The sequence below is a fragment of the Undibacter mobilis genome (assembly GCF_003367195.1).
In the GTDB taxonomy this organism is placed as follows: Bacteria; Pseudomonadota; Alphaproteobacteria; order Rhizobiales; family Xanthobacteraceae; genus Pseudolabrys; species Pseudolabrys mobilis.
On sequence record NZ_QRGO01000001.1, the window covers coordinates 1,853,244 to 1,871,986 of the forward strand.

The following is an 18,743-nucleotide window of genomic DNA, read 5'->3' on the forward strand; positions in this document are numbered from 1 at the left end:
GTCAGCCGGCCGGAAAGCGCCATTCTGCGAAGAGGGCGGCTTGGAGCCGCGAGGGGTGCTTAGACCAGAATCGGCGGGGTGGGAAGCCTTTAGGACCCTTTCGGCCACAACTACTTAGCAGCCTTTTAGGGCGCTTTCGGCTGTGATCGCCCCAGAAATGCCGAAACCTTGCGACGTTTGTGCCCTTGTTCCCCATGGGCATCCCGGACCGCATTGTCAGCCCGATCCGGCACCGGCCGGCACTGCTCAGGGTCGGCGCGGTTTTTCCCGTCGTCGCCTGGCTGGGCGGCTCGGCCTTGTTGTCATGGTATCTGGCAAGTTTCGCGCAATACGAGGCGACCTACGGATCGCTTTGCGCCGGTATCGGCCTGATGATGTGGCTCTGGATGACCGTGACCGTGGTGCTGGTCGGCGCCGAACTGAATTCCGAGATCGACAACGAAATGTGGTCTGTGCCGGAGCCGGAAGAGGGCGGCATCGGCAAGCGGAGTGACGGGTTCGGCCGCGCTTCATGACGCATCGCGCTGCTGTTCGAACGACGCGTCGAGCAGGTAGTCCGGGTAATACTTGTCTAGATAGTCAATGGCCTCGGAGATTGCCTTCTGCGTCTCGGATGTCGCTTCGACCAAAGGCAGTCGTACCGCCGGCGAGACGTGTCCCAGCAACGTGCCGATGGCATATTTCACCGGCGCCGGATTGGTCTCACGATACAGCGCATCAGTGAGCCGGGCGAACGCTAGGCTCAACTGCTTCAAGCGGGTCATGCGGCCCTGACGGAACGCCAGAAACATTTCGCGCGCCAGTCCCGGCGCGACATTCGAACTCACCGAAATGCAGCCATCGCCGCCGCTGGCGATGTAGCCCATGGCGGTGGCGTCATCGCCGGACAGCAGGCGGAATTCGTCGCCGACATGGCGGCGCAACCGCACCGCGCGGCCGGCATCGCCGGCCGAATCCTTGAGGCCGATAATGCCGGGCATGGCGGCAAGTGCGATCACGGTCTCGTCAGTCAGGGCGCTGCCGGTGCGCGACGGCACGTCATACACGATGACAGGTATGCCGCAGGCCCGCCGGATGGCGTCGAAGTGGAAGATCATCCCGCGTTGTGTCGGCTTGTTGTAGTAGGGAACGACCGAAAGTACGGCGTTGGCACCGGCGGTGTGCGCCTGGCGCGTCAGCTCGATCGCGCGCTCGGTGGCGTTCGAGCCGGCGCCGGCAATCACCGGAATGTGCCCACCTGCGATATTCACCGCGGTCGCGATGAGCAGTTTCCGCTCATCCAAGGTGAGTGTGGGCGCTTCGCCCGTCGTGCCGCACACGACCAGGGCCGTCGCGCCTGCGCGAAGCTGCAACTGGCACAGATGCGCGAACGCTTCGAGGTCGATCCGGTCGTCTTCGGTGAACGGCGTCGGCAGCGCCGGCGCAAAGCCGGTCAGCTTGGTCACGATACGCATGGCTGGACGCCTCAGGCCGCACGCGGTTGCTGTTGTGTGGTGCCTTGTGTGTCGAGTTCGAGCACGCCGGCGACCATGATGATGTCTTCAGGGTGGCGGCCGTTCTCGGCCATGGCGAAGCGAATGGCTTCGCCGCGGTCGGCGAATAGGCCGCCGCTCTTGCCGTCCTGCTGTTGCGCGACCCAGCAGCCGTGGCTGTCGCGGCCGATCAGGAAGGGAGCAGGGGAGCGTGAAGGACGCCCGCTACAGGAAGGCTCCGAACGGTTCATGACGACATCTCCTGATTCCAGCGCCGGTCAACGTCCGGCACGTCAGGAAGATGAGCGCAGACCCATAGGCTTTCGATGAGGAAATGGCCGCCGCCTCATAAGGGCGGCATAAAGAGAGGCGGGAGGTCCGGCGACAGCGTTTTCAAGCGAAGCCGGCACCGGTTCGCGTGAAGAAAACGACTCAAAACAACAGCGCGATCACATCGCCCGCTGTTCGTGGCCGCAGTCCTTGCACTTGTACATGACGCGGGTCTCGCCGGCCTTGGCCTCGACCTTGTTGACGGCGCCGCACTTGCCGCACTTGGTCTCGATGCGGGTGTCGCCGTGCTTGACGGCAAGTCCCTTGCGCTCCATCGCCTCGCGCATCAGGCGCTCGGCCTCCGCGCGCTGTTCCTGCTTTGACATTCAGCCTGCCTGCCGCCGTTCGAACCGGCAGCGTCATACTATTCGCACCGGCCGCTGTCCATGACGGAACGGGTATCCGCCGGCGCGGCGAGGGGGCTGAAAGATGGAGGCCCAGCCTGGATTTGAACCAGGGTGAAGGACCTTGCAGGGTCCTTTGCGTACACGCTCCGCCACCGGGCCATGACGCGATACTAGCGCAGGCCGTTCACAAGGGTGTTAAGCGCCTGCGACATTTTGGTTTGCGGTTAACGCAGCGTCAAAGGCCGCGCGCCGCTCACGCCGGCTTCGACAGGAACGTCATGCGGTGCTGGTTGTGGCCGATATTGTGCGCGGCGCGCCGCGGCACGAAGCCTGCGGCCTTCAGCTTCGCCAGCGCCTCGGCCTCGGTATAGTGCGAAAGGCCGTGCGTTTTCTTCAGCGTGAAATAATCCGATACTAGGATGCGGATCAGGCCGCCGACCGCGGCCCAGAAGAAGCCGTTGGCCGCGCCGAATTTGAGCAGCGACAGCGCCGCCCAGACCGAAGCCATTTGCGGTGGCACGATGTCGCCGAGCACGAAGGTACCGGTGGGTTTGAGCAGCCTTCGAAACGTTGCCATCATGGCGTCGAGTTCGGCGCCGGTGAGATACTGCGCCACCGAGTGCAGCACGATCATGTCCACCGAACCGTCCGCCGTCTGCGCCGCCTCGTCCGGGCTCATCACCGACATTTTCGGATGGGATGCAAAGCGCTCGCGCAAGGCTGCGCGCACGTTCGGCGCCGCCTCGACCAGCGTGAGATGGCCGCAGGCTTCCGCCACCAGCGCCGCGCTGGTCGCTTCGCCGCAGCCGTAATCCATGACGATGGCGTCCGGCGCCGGCACCAGCGCGCGAATGTCCTGCGCAATGGTCTGGTAATGGACGTCGCGGTGACGCCCATTCACATAGATCACTGAGTGCTTGAAGTCGTAGAAGCTGATCCAGTCCATGCGCTGTGCGCTCCAGCGGCCGCCCGGCGGACAGATGGCACACCGGACCGCGCGCGACAATGACGTCGCAGGCCCATCGTTCCCTGCCAGCGGGTGCGTGTGTCGCGGCCCGGCCGCCTCCCATCGCCGATTGAGGCGGCAGCAGCCTTCCCGCAACGCGACAGTCCACCCTGCGGCCAAATACGCTTTGACTTGGAAGCCGGCTACAATATCATTCAAATTACTTAGTTATGTTAACATATTCGCCGGTTTCGCGCGGCGGTTTATTCAACAAGAGGGGAGTGTTTGTCATGGGTGCCAAGCTTGTTATCGCATCGGCGCTGTGTCTGGCGGCCTTCGGTCAGGCCGCGTCGGCTCAGCCGATGGAAAAAGTGAAAGTCGCGACCACCTTCGTCGGCCTCTGGGATACGACGCAGCCGACCTTCTGCAAGGAGCGCAGCGAATTCGCCAAGGCCGGGCTGGATGTCGAAATCACGTCGACGCGCGGCGGTTCGGAAAACGTGCAGTCGGTGCTCGTCGGCGGCATGGACATCGGCTATTCGCCGGGCACGAACTCGGTGCTCGCCGCTTACCGCCAGGGCGGCAAGTTCAAGATCATCAGCTCGGAATTCATCGGCCAGAACGACTCGTATTTCTATGTGCCGGCCGACAGCCCGCTCAAGACCATCGACGACATCAAGGGCAAGACCGTGGCCTTCTCGCGCCCCGGCGGCGCCAGCGAGGCGATCCTGCTGGCGCTGAAGGCCGAACGTAATATGGAGTTCAAGGCGATTTCGACCGGCGCGCTCGATGCCACCTTCACGATGGCAATGACCAAGCAGATCGACGTCGGCTTCTCGGTGCCGCCGTCGGGCCTCGATGCGGTCGAGAAAGGTCAGATCCGCGTTCTGTTCTCCGGCGACGATGTGAAGTCGCAGGCGCAGCTGACCGGCCGCGTCATCATCGGCAGCAACGAGTTCGTGACGAAGCGCCGTGCGGTGGCGCAGAAGTTCATGGAGGTGCTCGATAAGTGCATCGACTGGGCTTACGCCAACATCGGCGAATCGTCGAAGAGCTATGCCGCACTGAACAAGGTGACACCGGAAATCGCGGCCAAGGGTCTTGCCTTCTACAAGCGCGACGCGCTCGCCTTCGGCCCGGTGCGCGGCTTCGACACGCTGGTGGCGCAGGCCGTCGCCGCCAAATTCATCGACAAGCCGCTGACGGCCGATGAAACCAAGGATCTGCTCGACATTCTCTACACGACGAAGAAGTAATCGCGTCCGCGATCCTGCGGCGCCTCAAGCACCCGCTCTCTCATCGAGGGCGGGTGTCTTTTTGCGCGGGCGATTATGCCGGCAGCGGCTCGAAATACTTCTTGTGCATCATGCAATGGATGCCCTTGTCGCCGTTCGCCACCTGCGTGACGCGCAGGTCGGCGGCAAGATTCATCATCGCATAGGCCTGGTAGCGGTCGAGCGAGGTGCGCGCGACCATGAGGTCGAGCATCAGCCGCAACGCAATGACCACGCAATCGTCGAGGTCGGGGTCGAAGGCCATGGTGATGTAATGCGTCGGCGTCTCCGCCATCGGCCATTGCAACGGCATGTCGTCGCGCACGGTGAGGCGGAACGTGCCGATCAGCCCGGCCTCGCAGGCCATGCCGATCTCGCCGTCGCTCTGCGCGCCGTGGCCGTCGCCGGTTGAAAACAGTGCGCCGTCGGTGAAGATCGGCAGATACAAGGTCGAGCCGGCGCCGAGTTCGCAATTGTCGATATTGCCGCCGTTCTGCCGCGGCGGCAGCGAAGAGATCTTGCCCCAGTTGGCCGGCGGCGCGACCGCCATGATGCCGAAGAACGGCTTGTACGGCACCTGCTGGCCCCAGGGCAGCCGCCACGCGGTGCGCTGCTCGTCAACGGTCAGGTGAATGACGCGGGTCTCGTCGAAATCGTGGGGCAGGGCGCCGACCAGCGGCCGGATCGAATGATAGGCCCAGCCGCACAGCGGCTCGATGTGCTCGATGTCGACCTGCAGCGTCTGGCCTTTCTTGGCGCCGCGCACTTCGACCGGCCCGGTGAGGATCGCGCCCGGCATCTTGTCGGTGACCTTGGCGTGGATGTCGCGCTGCGCCTGCGGCACGACGAGCGGCGGCGGCGGCAGGATGTCCGGTCCGCCGGACACGGCGGAGATGGTGACGCGGTCGCCGCTGTCGATGGTCAGCCGCGGCGGCAGCGCCGCGCTGAAATAGCCCCAGTGAACCGTGTCGGGCGCTGCGTCGAGCCGGTGATGGATGGGATCGCGCATCGGGTTCGACTCACTGCTGGCGCGCCGCAGGGCGCGCGGCAAATAGCTTCGTTATGTAGCTATGTTATCTGGCCAAAGGGGGCTGTCAACGCGCCGCGCCGGCGATGATCTGCACCATCGCGTCGAAAGCCTCGAAGGCGAAGTCCGGGCCGGCCGCTTTCATCGCCGCGCCGTGGGTATAGCCCCAGGTCACGGCACCGAAGGCGATGCCGGCCTCGCGGGCTGCGTCGATGTCGCGGAGTTCGTCGCCGATCGCGATGGCCTCATGCGTGGCGAAGCCGCTTTTGCGCAGCACTTTGCGGAAGCGCTTGGCCTTGCCGTGCAGCGACGAGCCGCACTCGTAATACGCGATCAGGCGCGCCGTGTCCGGGCCGAACATCTTGCGAATGTTCGCCTCCGAGTTGGAACTGACGATGGCGAGCGTGACGCCAGCCTCGTGCAGCCGCCCGAGTGCCGACGACGCCTCGGCGAACAGCGGAATGCCGGCGAGGTCCTGTGCTTTTCGTTTGCGAATGTAACGGGCGATGAAGGGCAGCTTCCACGCCGACACGCCGAGAATCTGCATCATCTCGCGCGAGGACTTGCCGCGCAGGCCGTCGATCTCGTCGGGCTCAACGCGGCGGAAGCGGAATTTGTCGGCGGTGTCGTTGATGACGCCGGTAAACCATGGAAACGAATCCGCCAGCGTGCCGTCGAAGTCGAAGATGGCGAGGCGATAAGACATGGTTCTATCAGCCGTCATTCCGGGGCCGCGCATTTTATGCGCGTCTCGGAATGACGAAGGCTACACCTTCGCCTTCTTCTTCTCGCGCATCAGTTCGACGAAGCGCTGGAACAGATAGTGCGAATCCCGCGGGCCGGGCGAGGCTTCGGGGTGGTACTGCACCGAGAACACCGGTTTGTCCTTGAGCGCGATGCCGGCGTTCGATCCATCAAAGAGTGAAAAGTGCGTCTGCTCGACGCTCGCTGGCAGCGAGTCCTTGTCGAGCGCGAAGCCATGGTTCATCGACGTGATCTCGACCTTGCCGGTCGTCACGTCCTTCACCGGATGATTGGCGCCGTGATGGCCCTGATGCATTTTCAGCGTGGTGCCGCCGAGCGCGAGGCCGAGCATCTGGTGGCCGAGACAGATGCCGAAGGTCGGCGTGCCCGACTTCACCACCTGCTGAATGACCGGCACGGCGTATTTTCCGGTCTCGGCCGGATCGCCGGGGCCGTTCGACAGGAACACGCCGTCGGGCTTCAAGGCGACGATGTCGTCATAGCTGGTGGTCGCCGGCACCACGGTGACCTTGCAGCCGGCGCTGGCGAGCAGACGCAGGATGTTGCGCTTGATGCCGTAATCGAGCGCGACGACATGGAATTCAGGTGCGGTCTGCTTGCCGTAGCCCTTGCCCCATTGCCACTCGGTCTCGTCCCAGGTGAAGCGCTGCGCGCTGGTCACCATCGGCACAAGGTCCATGCCGACGAGGCCCGGCCATGCCGCCGCTTCCTTCTTGAGCGCGGGCAGGTCGAATTTGCCATCCGGCGCATGCGCGATCACGGCGTTCGGCATGCCCTTCTCGCGGATCAGAGCGGTCAGCGCGCGGGTGTCGACGCCGGCGAGGCCGATAATGCCGCGCGCCTTGAGCCAGTCGTTGAGCGGGCGGGTGGCGCGGTAGTTCGAGGCCAGAGTGATGTCGGTGCGCAGGATGACGCCGCAGGCGCCCGGACGGGCCGCCATGTTCAGCGACTCGATGTCTTCCTCGTTGGTGCCGACATTGCCGATATGGGGGAAGGTGAAGGTGACGATCTGCCCGGCATAGGACGGGTCGGTGAGGATTTCCTGGTAGCCCGTCATGGCGGTGTTGAAGCAGACCTCGCCGACGGCATGGCCTGCGGCGCCGATGCCAAAACCTTCGAGGACGGTTCCATCGGCGAGCACGATGAGCGCGGTGGCCTTGGGCTCTGCCCAGGCTCCGCTGGTGGCGGCTTTGTCCTGTGTCATAAGCCTCTTAGTTGCGTATTATGCCGGGCGAGGCAAGGGGGCCGTTTGGCCCGTCCCCGCGCAATTTGAGGCTGTATCCGGGATTGTGCCACAAGGGCGCCGCGGCGCTCGGCCCAGATCACGAGACCTGGCTGGGGGGCGGCCGAAGTCTGGTTGCCGGGCCAATCTGTCAGGGCACGCCCCCGCCCGTTGGGTCGGTTTTAAGGATTCGCCGGGCATGCAGGCGCGAAGCGGTCTTCGGCCCCGGAGTCACCGGCCGACGATCTGATTAAGAAGGGAAAAGACCATGATCCGCGACGACATCAACAAGGCCCTGACCGAAGCGATGAAGGCCAAGAACGAGCGCGCGGTCTCGACCTTGCGCATGGTCAACTCGACATTGAAGAACGCCGATATCGAGGCGCGCACCACCGGCAAGCCGCTCGGCGACGCCGAAGTGCTCGGCATCCTGCAGAAGATGATCAAGCAGCGGCAAGAATCCGTCGAGATGTACAAGAAGGGCGGCCGCGACGACCTCGTGAAGCAGGAAGAGGAAGAGATCGCCGTGATCACGGCCTACCTGCCCAAGCAGATGTCGGATGCGGAAGTCGCCGCTGCGATCGACGCCGCCATCAAGGAAACCGGCGCCGCCGGCATGAAGGACATGGGCAAGGTCATTGCCGTGCTGCGCGGCAAATACGCCGGCCAGATGGACTTCGGCAAGGCGAGCGGCGCGGTGAAGGCGAAGCTGTCGTAATGCGCGTCAGCGGGCTGAAACCTTCACCGGTCCGATGATGGCGGTGTTGCCCCCGTCGTTACGGCGCACGAACAGTGCGCCGTTTTGCCGGTAGTACTGAAAACATCCGGAGGTGCCACGGCTGTTCTTCCAGCACAGGCGACCGTCCGGTTCGACCCGGTAGGTGCCGCTGGTGCCGAGGCGGCCGTCGCCGCCGTCGAATTTCCCGTCAGCGCCGTAGGTGAGATCGAGCTGACCGTTGTGATTGACGGTCTTGGTGGGACCGACGATCTGCGCGCGCACTTCGGCGGCGGTCAGCGCGCTGTTGGCGCGAATGGTGGCGGCGTCGGCCGGCGTTGGCGTTGACGAGGGAGCCATCGCCGTTTGCGGCTGCGCCGGCGCAGGGAGCGATGCGGGTGCCTGCTGCGCTGCCGGAGCTTGCTGCTGCGTTACTGGCGGTGCAGGCAGTGAACTTGCGGCTTGCTGAATTCGTGGCGGTTCGCTGCGGCGTGGCTGCGGATAGAGGCGCGGATACTCCGCTTTCAGGCGCTCGGCGCCGCATATCTCCTCGATGAAGGCTTTTTTCTCCGGTTTTTCGAAGCCGGCGCGCAGCCATTCGATGGCTGGCACGTTGAGCCGCATCATTGGATTCACGTAATTTTCGGTGAGACAGATATCCGGACCAATGGCGACGAAATCATCCTTGAATTCGCGGATGCATTCGATGTCCGGCGCATTGGTGAGAAACTCGATCGCCTTGTAACGCGGAATTTTCATTCCAGCCTGTTTGTAGAGCGACAGTGCGCGCTTGTCGCACATGAAGTAGGCCTTCATGAAATCGGCCTCGTCGTACTTCATTCCGAGATTGAAAAGCTCCTTGCGTGGATCGGCGCTGACCTCGCGCTTGCCGCTGCGCGCCGCGTCCTCGATGCGGTCGAGCGAAGCGAACAGTCGGTCCTGAATGGTGCTGAGGCCCGGGACGACTGCGGCTATGGCCCCTTCCGTCTTTGCTCCCGGGACGATGATCTGCAATCCCCAGAAGCCGGCGCTGCAGGCGAACATCACGCCGCAAACCGCCGCAAAGCTGCGCAGGCGGGAGCGCGCTTCGACGGAGCGCGTCGAAAGTGCGCCGAGCGTAACCGTGGCTATTCCGGCTACGATGGTCGTGATCGGGGTGAGCTCGAGTACCGGCTTGAGGAAGTCTGCGAATGCGGACACGACGCTACCGATCGCGATCAGGCTCGGACTGGTGTATGCCCACAGCTCGGTGACTTTCGAGAACAGGCTGTCGACGAGGGTGCCTTTCCCGCCCTGGGACTTTTCGATGCTCTCGATTGCAGCATCGGCGACGTCGAGCGCACGTTTCTTGTCCGCGATCGAATAGTTCTTCTCGGCATAGAATTTTTCCAGCGTCGCGCGCAGCTCGGCATAGGCCGCCTTTCGCTCCGCCTTGCTGAAGTCGCTGATATCGCCGAGGCGATTCCGGGCCCATTCGGCACACTTCTGCACCTGGATCGGATCGAGATCGGGTCGCTTGGCCACGGACATCCCCCCACACCAGGTCTGATTATAGATCGGGCGCTTTCCTCCGCGAGAGGAAACTGGCCGGCTGTGCGCCGGCGGTGGAGTTTTCGGCGGCATCGGTCGAGGCTGCGGTGAAAGCCGTTCAGTGGGGCTAGATTGATTACAAGACCTTCTGCGAACGCGTCCTCGACGCCGGCTGCGCCGGCTATCACGTCCACATCGCCGGCAAGCGCGTCGTCTATTACGGCCGAAGCGGCGACAGCCCTATCGAGTATTTCCCCGGATCGCGGTAAGGAGCCGGCGGCCTTTGGGCCGCAGTCCGGCCGGCGGCTGGCGTTTTTTCCCGTGCAGCCCCTGTGCATAACTAGGAAAAGCCTCGCAAACCCGGCCGTTTCGGTCGCGAGGCCGAGGTTTCGGAAATCGGGACCCGGACTCCCTATATTAAGGGAGGTTCGAATCGGACTTTCCGCCTTATGCGCTTTACGCCCCAGTTCCTTGAAGAGCTGAAATCCCGGCTTCCGGTTTCGGAAGTCGTGGGCCGCCGCGTCAAGCTCATCCGCTCGGGCCGCGAATACAAAGGCCTGTCGCCGTTCAACAAGGAAAAGACGCCGTCCTTCTTCGTCAATGACCAGAAGGAGGCCTGGTTCGATTTCTCCTCCGGCAAGAATGGCTCGATCTTCGACTTCGTGATGATGACCGAAGGCGTGACCTTCCCCGAGGCCGTCGAGCAACTGGCGCAGATGGCCGGTATGCCGCTGCCCAAGGTGTCGGAAGACGACCAGCGCCGTGACGCCAAGCGCAAGACGCTGCACGACGTCATGGAGATTGCGGCGAAGTTCTTCGAAACCACGTTGTCGTCGCGCGCCGGCGCCAAAGCGCGGGGGTATCTCGCCGACCGTGGGCTGGACGCCGCAACGCAGGTCAAATTCCGCATCGGCTATGCGCCGGGCGATCGCTACGCGCTGAAGGAGCATCTCGGCTCGCACGGCATCAGCACGGCCGACATGGTCGAGGCCGGGCTGCTCATTGCCGGCGACGATATTCCGGTGCCGTTCGACCGCTTCCGCGATCGCGTGATGTTTCCGATCACCGATGTCCGCGGCCGTATCATCGCTTTCGGTGGCCGCGCGCTGGAGAAGGATGTCGCGGCGAAGTATCTCAATTCGCCGGAAACGCCGCTCTTTCACAAGGGCCACACGCTCTACAACATCGCCGCGGCGCGGCAGGCCGCGCATGACGGCGCGCCGGTGGTCGTCGTCGAAGGTTATGTCGATGTCATTGCCATGGTGACGGCGGGCTATCCCGGCGCGGTGGCGCCGCTTGGCACTGCGCTGACCGAAGAGCAACTCGGCCTGATCTGGAAGATGACCAACGAGCCGGTACTGTGCTTCGACGGCGACGGCGCCGGTTTGCGCGCGGCGCGCCGGGCCGTCGATTTGGCGATGCCGCATTTGAAGCCGGGCAAGAGCCTGAAGGTCGCGCTGCTGCCGCAGGGGCAGGATCCGGACGATCTGTTGCGGTCGGCCGGTCCCGACGCCATCCGCGACGTCATCAACGCCGCCCAGCCGATGGCGCAGATGCTGTGGCAATTCATGACCGAAGGTCATGATTTCGGCACGCCGGAACGCCGCGCCGCCCTCGACACCCGCATCACCGAGGTGACGACGGCAATCGCCGACGAGTCCGTGCGCAAATACTACCGGCAGGAATTCAACGAGCGTCTGCGCTCTTTCTTTCAGCCAGCGCAGAACCAGGGTTTTGCCGGACGCGGCCAGTTCGGCGGTCAGCGCGGACAATTTGGTGGGAACGGCGTTCGCCAAAGCAACGGCAATTGGCAGCCACGCTTTTCCGGCCAGCGCGGCGGGCCCATGCGAGGTGCCGCTGGTCCCTATGTCGTCGCCAGTCAGCAGATGGCGGCGAGCCCGGTCCACCGGGGCCACCGCACCGCGGTCCCGACTCGCGAGGCGCTGATCCTGCAGGCCGCCTTGAATTACCCGTGGCTGCTGCACGATCACCTTGAGGAATTGAGCCAGATCGAGTTCCGCCACCCCGACGCTGAGCGGGTGAAGGGGGCGCTCATCGACATCGCGGCCCAGGCCGAAGACCTGACCTCCGGTCATGAATCCGAGACGCTGCGCGCCAAACTCGCCGCCCGGGGCCTGTCCGACGCGCTGGAGCGCGTTTTTGCCTCGGTGACCACCGCCTCGGTCTGGGGCGTGCGCCCGGACGCCGCGCCGGACGATGTTTTGGTGACCTGGCAACAGCTTGTCGCCTTGCATCGGCAGTGGCATTCCCTAACTAGGGAGCTGAGGGAAGCCGAACTGGCCCTGGGCCAGGACATGAACGAGGCCAATAATCTGCGCCTCGTCGACATCAAGGAACGGCTCGCCCGCATGGACGGAACCGAGGCGCTGATCGAAGGCTTCGGCGCCTCCTCCGGGCGGGGCGCCCGGACGCTCTGACGGACGCCGGAACGAGCGATTTTGCTTAGCTTTTGGCTTGACCGAGACGGCCGCCCGAGTCACGCACTAGGGGTGGGGCAGGGGCGCCAGGACGATCGCGACGGCGGGGAATAAGGCCGTTTTCCGCCGGGTTTATAGGGTTAATCGGGGCTTAAGTGGCTCGCGACGACACTCATGGCCTGATTCGGGCCCTGCCATTGCCGGCGGCGGCCCTTTTTTGGCATCCGCGCCAAGTCTGCGGCGCTGTTGGGATGCCCGCGTTGACGCGTTAAGGAACGAGGCGGAGTACGATATGGCTGGGAAGGTCCAGGAGAAGCAGATGGCGGCAAAGGCGAAGGCCACCCAGGCCAAGGGCGAGGAGGCTCCCGAGAAGGAAGCCGAAGGCGCGCCCGATACGCCGCTGCCGTTGCTCGATCTTTCCGATGCCGCCGTCAAGAAGATGATCAAGGCCGCCAAGAAGCGCGGCTATGTCACTTATGAGCAGCTCAATGCCGTGATGCCCTCGGAGGAAGTGAACTCCGAGCAGATCGAGGACACGCTGGCGATGCTGTCCGAAATGGGCATCAACGTCATCGAGCAGGAAGACGCCGACGGCGACGAGGAAGGCGAGAAGGCCACCGACGAAGCCGACGACGACGATGACGACGATTCCGGCCGCGAGCTGGTCGAGACCAAGAGCAAGGCTCTGGCCACCGTCGAAAAGAAAGAGCCGTCCGAACGCACCGACGATCCGGTGCGCATGTATCTGCGCGAGATGGGTTCGGTCGAGCTGTTGTCGCGCGAAGGCGAAATCGCCATCGCCAAGCGCATCGAGGCCGGCCGCGAGGCCATGATCTCCGGCCTGTGCGAAAGCCCGTTGACCTTCCAGGCCATCATCATCTGGCGCGACGAACTCAACGAAGGAAAAGTGTTCCTGCGCGACATCATCGACCTGGAAGCGACCTATGCCGGTCCCGAGGCCAAGCAGATGCAGACGCCGGTCGGTCCCGACGGCAAGCCGATGAACAACGGCGCGCCGGGCGCGCCGCATCTGCAGGTCGTGCAGCCCACCGCGGCGCCGACCGCGCCGGCCGCCGCCACGCCCTTCAAGGAAGCGGGCGACGAGGAGAAGGACCCGGCCGAGAGCGCCGCCGAAGGCGATTACGATGAAGACGACATGGAAGGCTCCATGTCGCTCGCCGCCATCGAGGCCGAGCTGAAGCCGAAAGTCGTCGAGACCTTCGACAACATCGCCGATGCCTTCAAGCGGCTGCGCCGCCTGCAGGAGCAGGACATCGAATTCCGGCTCAAGAACACCTCGCTGTCGCCGGCGCAGGAGCGCAAGTACAAGAAGCTCAAGGACGAGATCATCACCGAGGTGAAGTCGCTGCGCCTCAACCAGGCGCGTATCGATTCACTCGTCGAGCAGCTTTACGCGATCAACAAGAGCCTCGTCTCCAGCGAAGGCCGCCTGATGCGGCTGTCGGAGAGCTATGGCGTCGCGCGCGACGATTTCCTGAAGAACTATATCGGCTCGGAGCTCGATCCGCGCTGGCTCAACCGCATCTCCAAGCTGTCGGCGAAGGGCTGGAAGAATTTCGTCGCCAAGGAGAAGGACAAGATCAAGGACATCCGCGGCATGGTCCATGATCTCGCGGCGCAGACCGGCGTCGAGATCGGCGAATTCCGCAAGATCGTGCAGATGGTGCAGAAGGGCGAGCGCGAAGCCCGTCAGGCCAAGAAGGAAATGGTCGAGGCCAATTTGCGCCTCGTCATCTCCATCGCCAAGAAATACACCAACCGCGGCCTGCAGTTCCTCGACCTCATCCAGGAAGGCAATATCGGCCTGATGAAGGCGGTCGATAAGTTCGAATACCGCCGCGGCTACAAGTTCTCGACCTATGCGACGTGGTGGATCCGCCAGGCGATCACGCGCAGCATTGCGGATCAGGCGCGCACCATCCGCATCCCGGTGCACATGATCGAGACGATCAACAAGATCGTGCGCACGTCCCGCCAGATGCTCAACGAAATCGGCCGCGAGCCGACGCCGGAGGAACTCGCCGAAAAGCTCGGCATGCCGCTGGAGAAGGTGCGCAAGGTTCTGAAAATCGCCAAGGAGCCGCTGTCGCTCGAGACGCCGATCGGCGACGAGGAAGACAGCCACCTCGGCGACTTCATCGAGGACAAGAACGCGGTGCTGCCGATCGACGCCGCGATCCAGTCGAATCTGCGCGAGACCACGACGCGCGTGCTGGCCTCGCTGACGCCGCGCGAGGAGCGCGTGCTGCGCATGCGCTTCGGTATCGGCATGAACACCGACCACACGCTGGAAGAAGTCGGCCAGCAGTTCTCGGTGACGCGCGAACGTATCCGCCAGATCGAGGCGAAGGCGCTGCGCAAGCTCAAGCACCCGAGCCGCAGCCGCAAGCTGCGCTCGTTCCTGGATAACTGATCAACACCGTCATTCCGGGACACGCACGCCGTGCGTGGACCCGGAATCCATACGCCGCAGCGCTGCGGGTTATGGATTCCGGGCTCGCGGCCTTGAGGGCCGCGCCCCGGAATGACGAGCGATAAACGCCCTTCCTTTTCCTGACTTGTTTCCTGACTTGCCTCCTTCGCGCCGCCGCGCTTTTCTCGGCCGCCGGAACTTTCCCGGATTCGAGGACGAGACATGAGCGATCAGGAAATCCCGCGCGGCAATCTCACGGTGCGCATCAGCGCCATGCCGGGCGACACCAACGCCAATGGCGACATTTTCGGCGGCTGGGTGCTGTCGCGCATGGACCAGGCCGGCGGCATCGCCGCCATCGAGCGCAGCCACGGCCGCGCCGTCACCATCGCGCTGGACGCCATGACGTTCATCAGGCCCGTGAAAGTCGGCGACGTGCTCGAGGTCTATACGCTGGTCGAGAGCATCGGCCGCACCTCGATGAAGATCCATGTCGAGGCCTGGGCGCGGCGCTTCATGACGCGGCACCACGAGAAGGTGACGGACGCCAATTTCACCTTCGTCGCCATTGACGACAACGGCCGGCCACGGCCGATCCCGGCGGGGTGAACCTTCCGCGCCGCTGCGTCGTTGTCTCCCCAAGGACCACCATCCAACAGGAGATCAACCATGGCCGCAGAACTGAACGGCAAACGCATTCTCATTCTCGCCACGAACGGCTTCGAACAGTCGGAACTCGAAGTGCCGCGCGACCGGCTCAAGGCTGCCGGCGCCGAGGTTCACGTCGTCTCGCCGGAACAGGGCGAGATCAAGGGCTGGGACAAGAAGGACTGGGGCCGCGCCGTGAAGGTGGACAAGGCGCTCAGCGACGCGAAGGCCGCCGACTACGACGCCATCGTGCTCCCCGGCGGGCAGATGAACCCGGACCTGCTGCGCGCCGACAAGGACGCGGTGGCGCTGATCAAGGCCTTCTACGACGCCGGCAAGACGGTGGCCGCCATCTGCCACGCGCCGTGGCTGCTGATCGAGGCCGGCATCGCCAAGGGCAAGAAGATGACGTCCTATTCCTCGATCAAGACCGACGTGATCAATGCCGGCGCGCTGTGGGAGGATTCCGAGGTCGTCACCGACAACGGCCTGATCACCTCGCGCAAGCCCGGCGATCTCGAGGCCTTCTCGAAGAAGATCATCGAGGAAGTGCGCGAGGGCAAGCACGAGCGCCAGGCGGCGTAAGCGCCCTCATCCTGAGGCGCATCGCGAAGCGATGCGTCTCGAAGGATGGGGCGCGCACTCAGCGACTTGTCATGGCCGGGCCGCCCGCAGGGCGCGTCCCGGCCATCACCATTTGGGCTCTGGCGCCGACCGCCCCCCAAGTCACCCGGTGTCCCTCTCTTGCAATCTTAAATTGAAGGGAGCTATTTTATTGCCGGGGGAGAGTGGCTAATGTATAAGTATATTATCCTATTGGCAGCGCTGTTCGCGTTTGTTGAGGGCGCAGTTGCTCAAGTAGTTCGTGACAAATGCGAACCAGTGGCGCCGTTGCTGGCTTCCTCAGGCGGGCCCGAAAGTCGTCTTTTTCTAAAATCTAGGGATGGATGGACCGAAATAGCAAAAAGCAGCGCGTTCTCATTGGCACCCAACTCTCTCCCAATCGAACTGCAAAATCAGAACCTCAGGTTTATTTATGCGGCCCCCAAGGTTGGGGCGCTTTCACGCCAGTACCTTGCAATACGAACTAGTGCTGTAGGTAACGGCGGGAGTAATTTTGTCAGTTTAAGAAAGCAGCGCGCGCCTTTCGCGAAAGAAGTACATTTTGGTACTTATCAAGAATACCACGACGCTCGAACGGATAACTCCCGAGTGTTGCGGCATTATCATAACTGGGGAGCAGATCGGTCAGACAATCCAGTTGGGACACGGCACTCATTTAAGTTTGGAAATTCCGACTTCTTTTCGGCGCTTTTTGCAAGATATAAGACCGCAACGCGACGTCTATTGACGATTACATATTTGGCGTCATCCGAACACCGTACATGTGTTAATTTTGTATTAAAGCCGCCCGCACTTACCGCCGCCTTGCCTGATGAAGATGAAGACGACGCCGATGAAGTTTCTTTACTGACGTCGTTCACAATCGACATCACAGAAGCGCGGACTTTCAGCGGTGATCGAGGCGCCACCTTCACAATTCAATGGGATCGGTAAGTCGATGGAAAAGCTTGTCGACCTTCTGTTCAAAGACGATTTGGTGAAAAGTTATCATTCGCTTATCGGCGCTGCTCGTGAGCCCGAAGCGAAGGACAATTTGATACCCCTTAGTTTGTCTATGTTGATTGTTCTTGCTGTGCTTCTGGCTGTTTCAAAAACACTCTTTGGCGATGCTGAATTTAGCCTGGTGCAACACTTTACAGGGACCGCAGCGCTTCTTCTTTCGGTTTATTTGATTGCTGGATTTCTCTTCGCCCCATTTATTGCCTTGGAGACGATCAATCGTTACGCCGTAACATTTTTTGTGTGCCTGTTAACGGCGTCGGTTCTTTTCATAACTTTGTCTGTCCTATTTGGATTTTTCACGACCGGGATGCTCGATGCTTTAGGTTACCGGTTGCCCGCATCGACCCGGGCCAGTTGGATGGTTTTGACGATCGAAGAGTGGATTCCCGCATTAATTTATTCGTTTCTGGCGTGTGCGGCTGTTTTTGCGCCACGAGTTTGGCGAAATCGTAGATCGTTAAGTCACCTTACAAGGTATTTTTTATGCTTCATCGCAACGACGCTTCTTTTCCATTTTTTTGTATTTGATCGAGGCGGTTTTTTCGACAACGCCATGAGTTTGATGAGTAAAATTAAAGTCTAGGTGTTCTGTGCGTGTGGCGGGGCGGGACAATGGCGCTGCCATTGTGTGCCACGTTGTCCGCCCTTTTTCGCAGAAAAGGGTTAGGGCGCTGCTGATAAATCCCATCAACAATCGTGATCCCTGACCCCGCCAAATCATGCTAATGAGCCGCCTTTAAATAGAAGGCTTGCCTCCCGCCGATGCCCCAGTCCGTCTCCTCGCTCGCTTCCGGCCGTGAATTCCTCGCCATTCCGGGCCCCACCAACGTTCCCGACGCCGTGCTGCAGGCCATGCACCGCCCGGCGCTCGACATCTATACCGGGCCGCTGGTCGAGCTGACCGACAGCCTGCTGCGCGATCTCAAGCGCGTCTTCGCCACGCAGGCCGGCCGCTGTTACATCTACGCCGCCAACGGCCATGGCGCCTGGGAGGCCGCGCTCACCAATGTGCTGTCGCGCGGCGACAAGGTGCTGGTGCTGGAGAGCGGCCGGTTCGCCATCGGCTGGGGCGAGGCCGCCAGGATGCTGGGCGCCGAGGTCGAGATCCTGCCCGGCGATTTCCGCCGCGCGGTGCGGCCGGACGAGGTCGAGGCGCGGCTCAAGGCCGATGCCAAAGGCGAGATCAAGGCCGTGCTGGTGGCGCAGATCGACACCGCCTCCGGCGTCATCAACGACATTCCCGCCATCAGCGAGGCGATGCGCGCCGCCGGCCACGAGGCGCTGCTCTGCGTCGATACGGTCGCCTCGCTCGGCTGCGTGCCCTTCGAGATGGACAAGTGGGGCGTCGACCTGTCGATGTCGGCGTCGCAGAAAGGCCTGATGACGCCGCCGGGGCTCGGCTTCACCGCCGCCGGCCCGCGTGCGCTCGAGGCGCACAAAAAAGCGAACATGCGCACGCCCTATTGGGACTGGACGTTCCGCGACGGGCCGGTGCATTACCACAAATATTGCGGCACGCCGCCGGAGCAATTGCTGTTCGGCCTGCGCGCCGCGCTCGATCTCATGTTCACCGAAGGCGAGGCCAATGTGTTCGCGCGGCACCGCGTGCTCGCCGAAGGCGTGCGCCGCGCGGTGGCGGTGTGGAGCGAAGGGCAGACATTCGATTTCAACATTGCCGCGCCGTCCGAGCGCTGCGACACGGTGACGACGGTGATCACGCGCGGCGGCGACAGCGCCCAGCCGCTGGTCGATTACTGCAACTTCAAATGCGGCGTCGTGCTTGGCCGTGCGCTGGGCAAGACGGAGGGCCGGGGCTTCCGCATCGCCCATATGGGGCATGTCAATGCGCCGATGGTGCTGGGAATCCTTGGCGCCATCGAGATGGGCCTGGCGGCGCTCAAGCTGCCGCACGGTTCCGGCGGCACGGCTGCGGCGATCGCGTATCTGGCGGGCGAATTGAAGGCGTGAG

General features: G+C 62.9%; 18 protein-coding genes and 1 tRNA gene. 10 read left to right on the top strand and 9 right to left on the bottom strand.

Going from position 1 to position 18,743, the window contains the following annotated elements; translation table 11 throughout:
- Window positions 1-194: 194 nt before the first annotated feature.
- Window positions 195-515: a YihY/virulence factor BrkB family protein gene (locus DXH78_RS20105; protein ID WP_115516656.1), complete on the top strand. Its 321-nt coding sequence runs from the start codon at window positions 195-197 to the stop codon at window positions 513-515.
- Here DXH78_RS20105 and dapA read toward each other — a convergent pair.
- From dapA to DXH78_RS08715, 5 genes are all read right to left on the bottom strand, one after another.
- Entirely contained in the window at window positions 510-1,454 is a 945-nt protein-coding gene (gene dapA / locus DXH78_RS08700; RefSeq protein ID WP_115516657.1) for a 4-hydroxy-tetrahydrodipicolinate synthase, read from the bottom strand. The two genes, DXH78_RS20105 and dapA, sit on opposite strands and share 6 nt — an antisense overlap.
- An 11-nt stretch (window positions 1,455-1,465) precedes the next feature.
- Window positions 1,466-1,723, bottom strand: a complete 258-nt coding sequence (locus DXH78_RS08705) for a hypothetical protein (RefSeq protein ID WP_115516658.1) — start codon at window positions 1,721-1,723, stop codon at window positions 1,466-1,468.
- Window positions 1,724-1,921: 198 nt separating this feature from the next.
- Complete coding sequence (locus DXH78_RS08710) at window positions 1,922-2,128, bottom strand: hypothetical protein (RefSeq protein WP_115516659.1); 207 nt, start codon at window positions 2,126-2,128, stop codon at window positions 1,922-1,924.
- Between the two features lie 104 nt (window positions 2,129-2,232).
- Window positions 2,233-2,308, bottom strand: a tRNA-Ala gene (locus tag DXH78_RS19835).
- A gap of 94 nt (window positions 2,309-2,402) precedes the next feature.
- Window positions 2,403-3,095 (bottom strand): class I SAM-dependent methyltransferase, encoded by a 693-nt coding sequence (locus DXH78_RS08715; protein WP_115516660.1) that lies wholly within the window; start codon window positions 3,093-3,095, stop codon window positions 2,403-2,405.
- 290 nt (window positions 3,096-3,385) lie between these two features.
- Here DXH78_RS08715 and DXH78_RS08720 point away from each other — a divergent pair, with 290 nt between their 5' ends.
- Entirely contained in the window at window positions 3,386-4,351 is a 966-nt protein-coding gene (locus DXH78_RS08720) for an ABC transporter substrate-binding protein (protein ID WP_168192748.1), read from the top strand.
- 73 nt (window positions 4,352-4,424) lie between these two features.
- On the opposite strand, the gene DXH78_RS08725 is transcribed toward DXH78_RS08720, so the two are convergent.
- The 3 genes from DXH78_RS08725 to carA form a co-directional block, all read right to left on the bottom strand.
- Entirely contained in the window at window positions 4,425-5,378 is a 954-nt protein-coding gene (locus DXH78_RS08725; RefSeq protein ID WP_115517816.1) for an acetamidase/formamidase family protein, read from the bottom strand.
- A gap of 85 nt (window positions 5,379-5,463) precedes the next feature.
- The gene (locus DXH78_RS08730) at window positions 5,464-6,102 is read right to left on the bottom strand and encodes an HAD hydrolase-like protein (protein WP_210209527.1); all 639 of its coding nucleotides are present in this window, start codon (window positions 6,100-6,102) and stop codon (window positions 5,464-5,466) included.
- 60 nt (window positions 6,103-6,162) lie between these two features.
- A complete protein-coding gene (gene carA / locus DXH78_RS08735; protein WP_115516663.1) occupies window positions 6,163-7,365 on the bottom strand; it encodes a glutamine-hydrolyzing carbamoyl-phosphate synthase small subunit in 1,203 nt (400 codons plus the stop codon).
- Between the two features lie 286 nt (window positions 7,366-7,651).
- Here carA and DXH78_RS08740 point away from each other — a divergent pair, with 286 nt between their 5' ends.
- Entirely contained in the window at window positions 7,652-8,101 is a 450-nt protein-coding gene (locus tag DXH78_RS08740) for a GatB/YqeY domain-containing protein (RefSeq protein WP_115516664.1), read from the top strand.
- Window positions 8,102-8,107: 6 nt separating this feature from the next.
- Here the strand turns inward: DXH78_RS08740 and DXH78_RS08745 are convergent, their stop codons facing one another.
- Window positions 8,108-9,622: a hypothetical protein gene (locus DXH78_RS08745; protein ID WP_147292594.1), complete on the bottom strand. Its 1,515-nt coding sequence runs from the start codon at window positions 9,620-9,622 to the stop codon at window positions 8,108-8,110.
- A 455-nt stretch (window positions 9,623-10,077) separates the two neighbouring features.
- On the opposite strand from DXH78_RS08745, the gene dnaG reads away from it, so the two are divergent.
- The 7 genes from dnaG to DXH78_RS08780 all read left to right on the top strand — a co-directional run bounded on the left by dnaG (window position 10,078) and on the right by DXH78_RS08780 (window position 18,742).
- Entirely contained in the window at window positions 10,078-12,066 is a 1,989-nt protein-coding gene (gene dnaG, locus DXH78_RS08755; protein ID WP_115516666.1) for a DNA primase, read from the top strand.
- Window positions 12,067-12,385: 319 nt separating this feature from the next.
- Window positions 12,386-14,500, top strand: a complete 2,115-nt coding sequence (rpoD, locus tag DXH78_RS08760) for an RNA polymerase sigma factor RpoD (protein WP_210209570.1) — start codon at window positions 12,386-12,388, stop codon at window positions 14,498-14,500.
- A gap of 222 nt (window positions 14,501-14,722) precedes the next feature.
- The gene (locus DXH78_RS08765; RefSeq protein WP_115516668.1) at window positions 14,723-15,109 is read left to right on the top strand and encodes an acyl-CoA thioesterase; all 387 of its coding nucleotides are present in this window, start codon (window positions 14,723-14,725) and stop codon (window positions 15,107-15,109) included.
- Between the two features lie 60 nt (window positions 15,110-15,169).
- Window positions 15,170-15,733: a type 1 glutamine amidotransferase domain-containing protein gene (locus DXH78_RS08770; protein ID WP_115516669.1), complete on the top strand. Its 564-nt coding sequence runs from the start codon at window positions 15,170-15,172 to the stop codon at window positions 15,731-15,733.
- 210 nt (window positions 15,734-15,943) lie between these two features.
- Window positions 15,944-16,705 carry a hypothetical protein gene (locus DXH78_RS19610; protein ID WP_147292595.1) on the top strand — a complete coding sequence of 254 codons (762 nt, stop codon included), beginning with the start codon at window positions 15,944-15,946 and terminating at the stop codon, window positions 16,703-16,705.
- 4 nt (window positions 16,706-16,709) lie between these two features.
- The gene (locus DXH78_RS08775) at window positions 16,710-17,357 is read left to right on the top strand and encodes a hypothetical protein (RefSeq protein ID WP_115516670.1); all 648 of its coding nucleotides are present in this window, start codon (window positions 16,710-16,712) and stop codon (window positions 17,355-17,357) included.
- A 179-nt stretch (window positions 17,358-17,536) separates the two neighbouring features.
- Complete coding sequence (locus DXH78_RS08780) at window positions 17,537-18,742, top strand: pyridoxal-phosphate-dependent aminotransferase family protein (protein WP_115516671.1); 1,206 nt, start codon at window positions 17,537-17,539, stop codon at window positions 18,740-18,742.
- The last annotated feature ends 1 nt before the right edge of the window (window position 18,743 follow it).

What these genes read in the sequence shown, in the direction of transcription:
- dapA (WP_115516657.1), bottom strand. Translation starts at nt 1,454, where the DNA reads ATGCGTATCGTGACCAAGCTGACCGGCTTTGCGCCGGCGCTGCCGACG.
- dnaG (WP_115516666.1), top strand. Translation starts at nt 10,078, where the DNA reads ATGCGCTTTACGCCCCAGTTCCTTGAAGAGCTGAAATCCCGGCTTCCG.
- DXH78_RS08720 (WP_168192748.1), top strand. Translation starts at nt 3,386, where the DNA reads ATGGGTGCCAAGCTTGTTATCGCATCGGCGCTGTGTCTGGCGGCCTTC.
- DXH78_RS08715 (WP_115516660.1), bottom strand. Translation starts at nt 3,095, where the DNA reads ATGGACTGGATCAGCTTCTACGACTTCAAGCACTCAGTGATCTATGTG.
- DXH78_RS08705 (WP_115516658.1), bottom strand. Translation starts at nt 1,723, where the DNA reads ATGAACCGTTCGGAGCCTTCCTGTAGCGGGCGTCCTTCACGCTCCCCT.
- DXH78_RS08780 (WP_115516671.1), top strand. Translation starts at nt 17,537, where the DNA reads ATGCCCCAGTCCGTCTCCTCGCTCGCTTCCGGCCGTGAATTCCTCGCC.
- DXH78_RS08730 (WP_210209527.1), bottom strand. Translation starts at nt 6,102, where the DNA reads ATGTCTTATCGCCTCGCCATCTTCGACTTCGACGGCACGCTGGCGGAT.
- DXH78_RS08740 (WP_115516664.1), top strand. Translation starts at nt 7,652, where the DNA reads ATGATCCGCGACGACATCAACAAGGCCCTGACCGAAGCGATGAAGGCC.
- rpoD (WP_210209570.1), top strand. Translation starts at nt 12,386, where the DNA reads ATGGCGGCAAAGGCGAAGGCCACCCAGGCCAAGGGCGAGGAGGCTCCC.
- DXH78_RS08725 (WP_115517816.1), bottom strand. Translation starts at nt 5,378, where the DNA reads ATGCGCGATCCCATCCATCACCGGCTCGACGCAGCGCCCGACACGGTT.
- DXH78_RS20105 (WP_115516656.1), top strand. Translation starts at nt 195, where the DNA reads ATGGGCATCCCGGACCGCATTGTCAGCCCGATCCGGCACCGGCCGGCA.
- DXH78_RS08775 (WP_115516670.1), top strand. Translation starts at nt 16,710, where the DNA reads ATGGAAAAGCTTGTCGACCTTCTGTTCAAAGACGATTTGGTGAAAAGT.
- carA (WP_115516663.1), bottom strand. Translation starts at nt 7,365, where the DNA reads ATGACACAGGACAAAGCCGCCACCAGCGGAGCCTGGGCAGAGCCCAAG.
- DXH78_RS19610 (WP_147292595.1), top strand. Translation starts at nt 15,944, where the DNA reads ATGTATAAGTATATTATCCTATTGGCAGCGCTGTTCGCGTTTGTTGAG.
- DXH78_RS08710 (WP_115516659.1), bottom strand. Translation starts at nt 2,128, where the DNA reads ATGTCAAAGCAGGAACAGCGCGCGGAGGCCGAGCGCCTGATGCGCGAG.
- DXH78_RS08765 (WP_115516668.1), top strand. Translation starts at nt 14,723, where the DNA reads ATGAGCGATCAGGAAATCCCGCGCGGCAATCTCACGGTGCGCATCAGC.
- DXH78_RS08770 (WP_115516669.1), top strand. Translation starts at nt 15,170, where the DNA reads ATGGCCGCAGAACTGAACGGCAAACGCATTCTCATTCTCGCCACGAAC.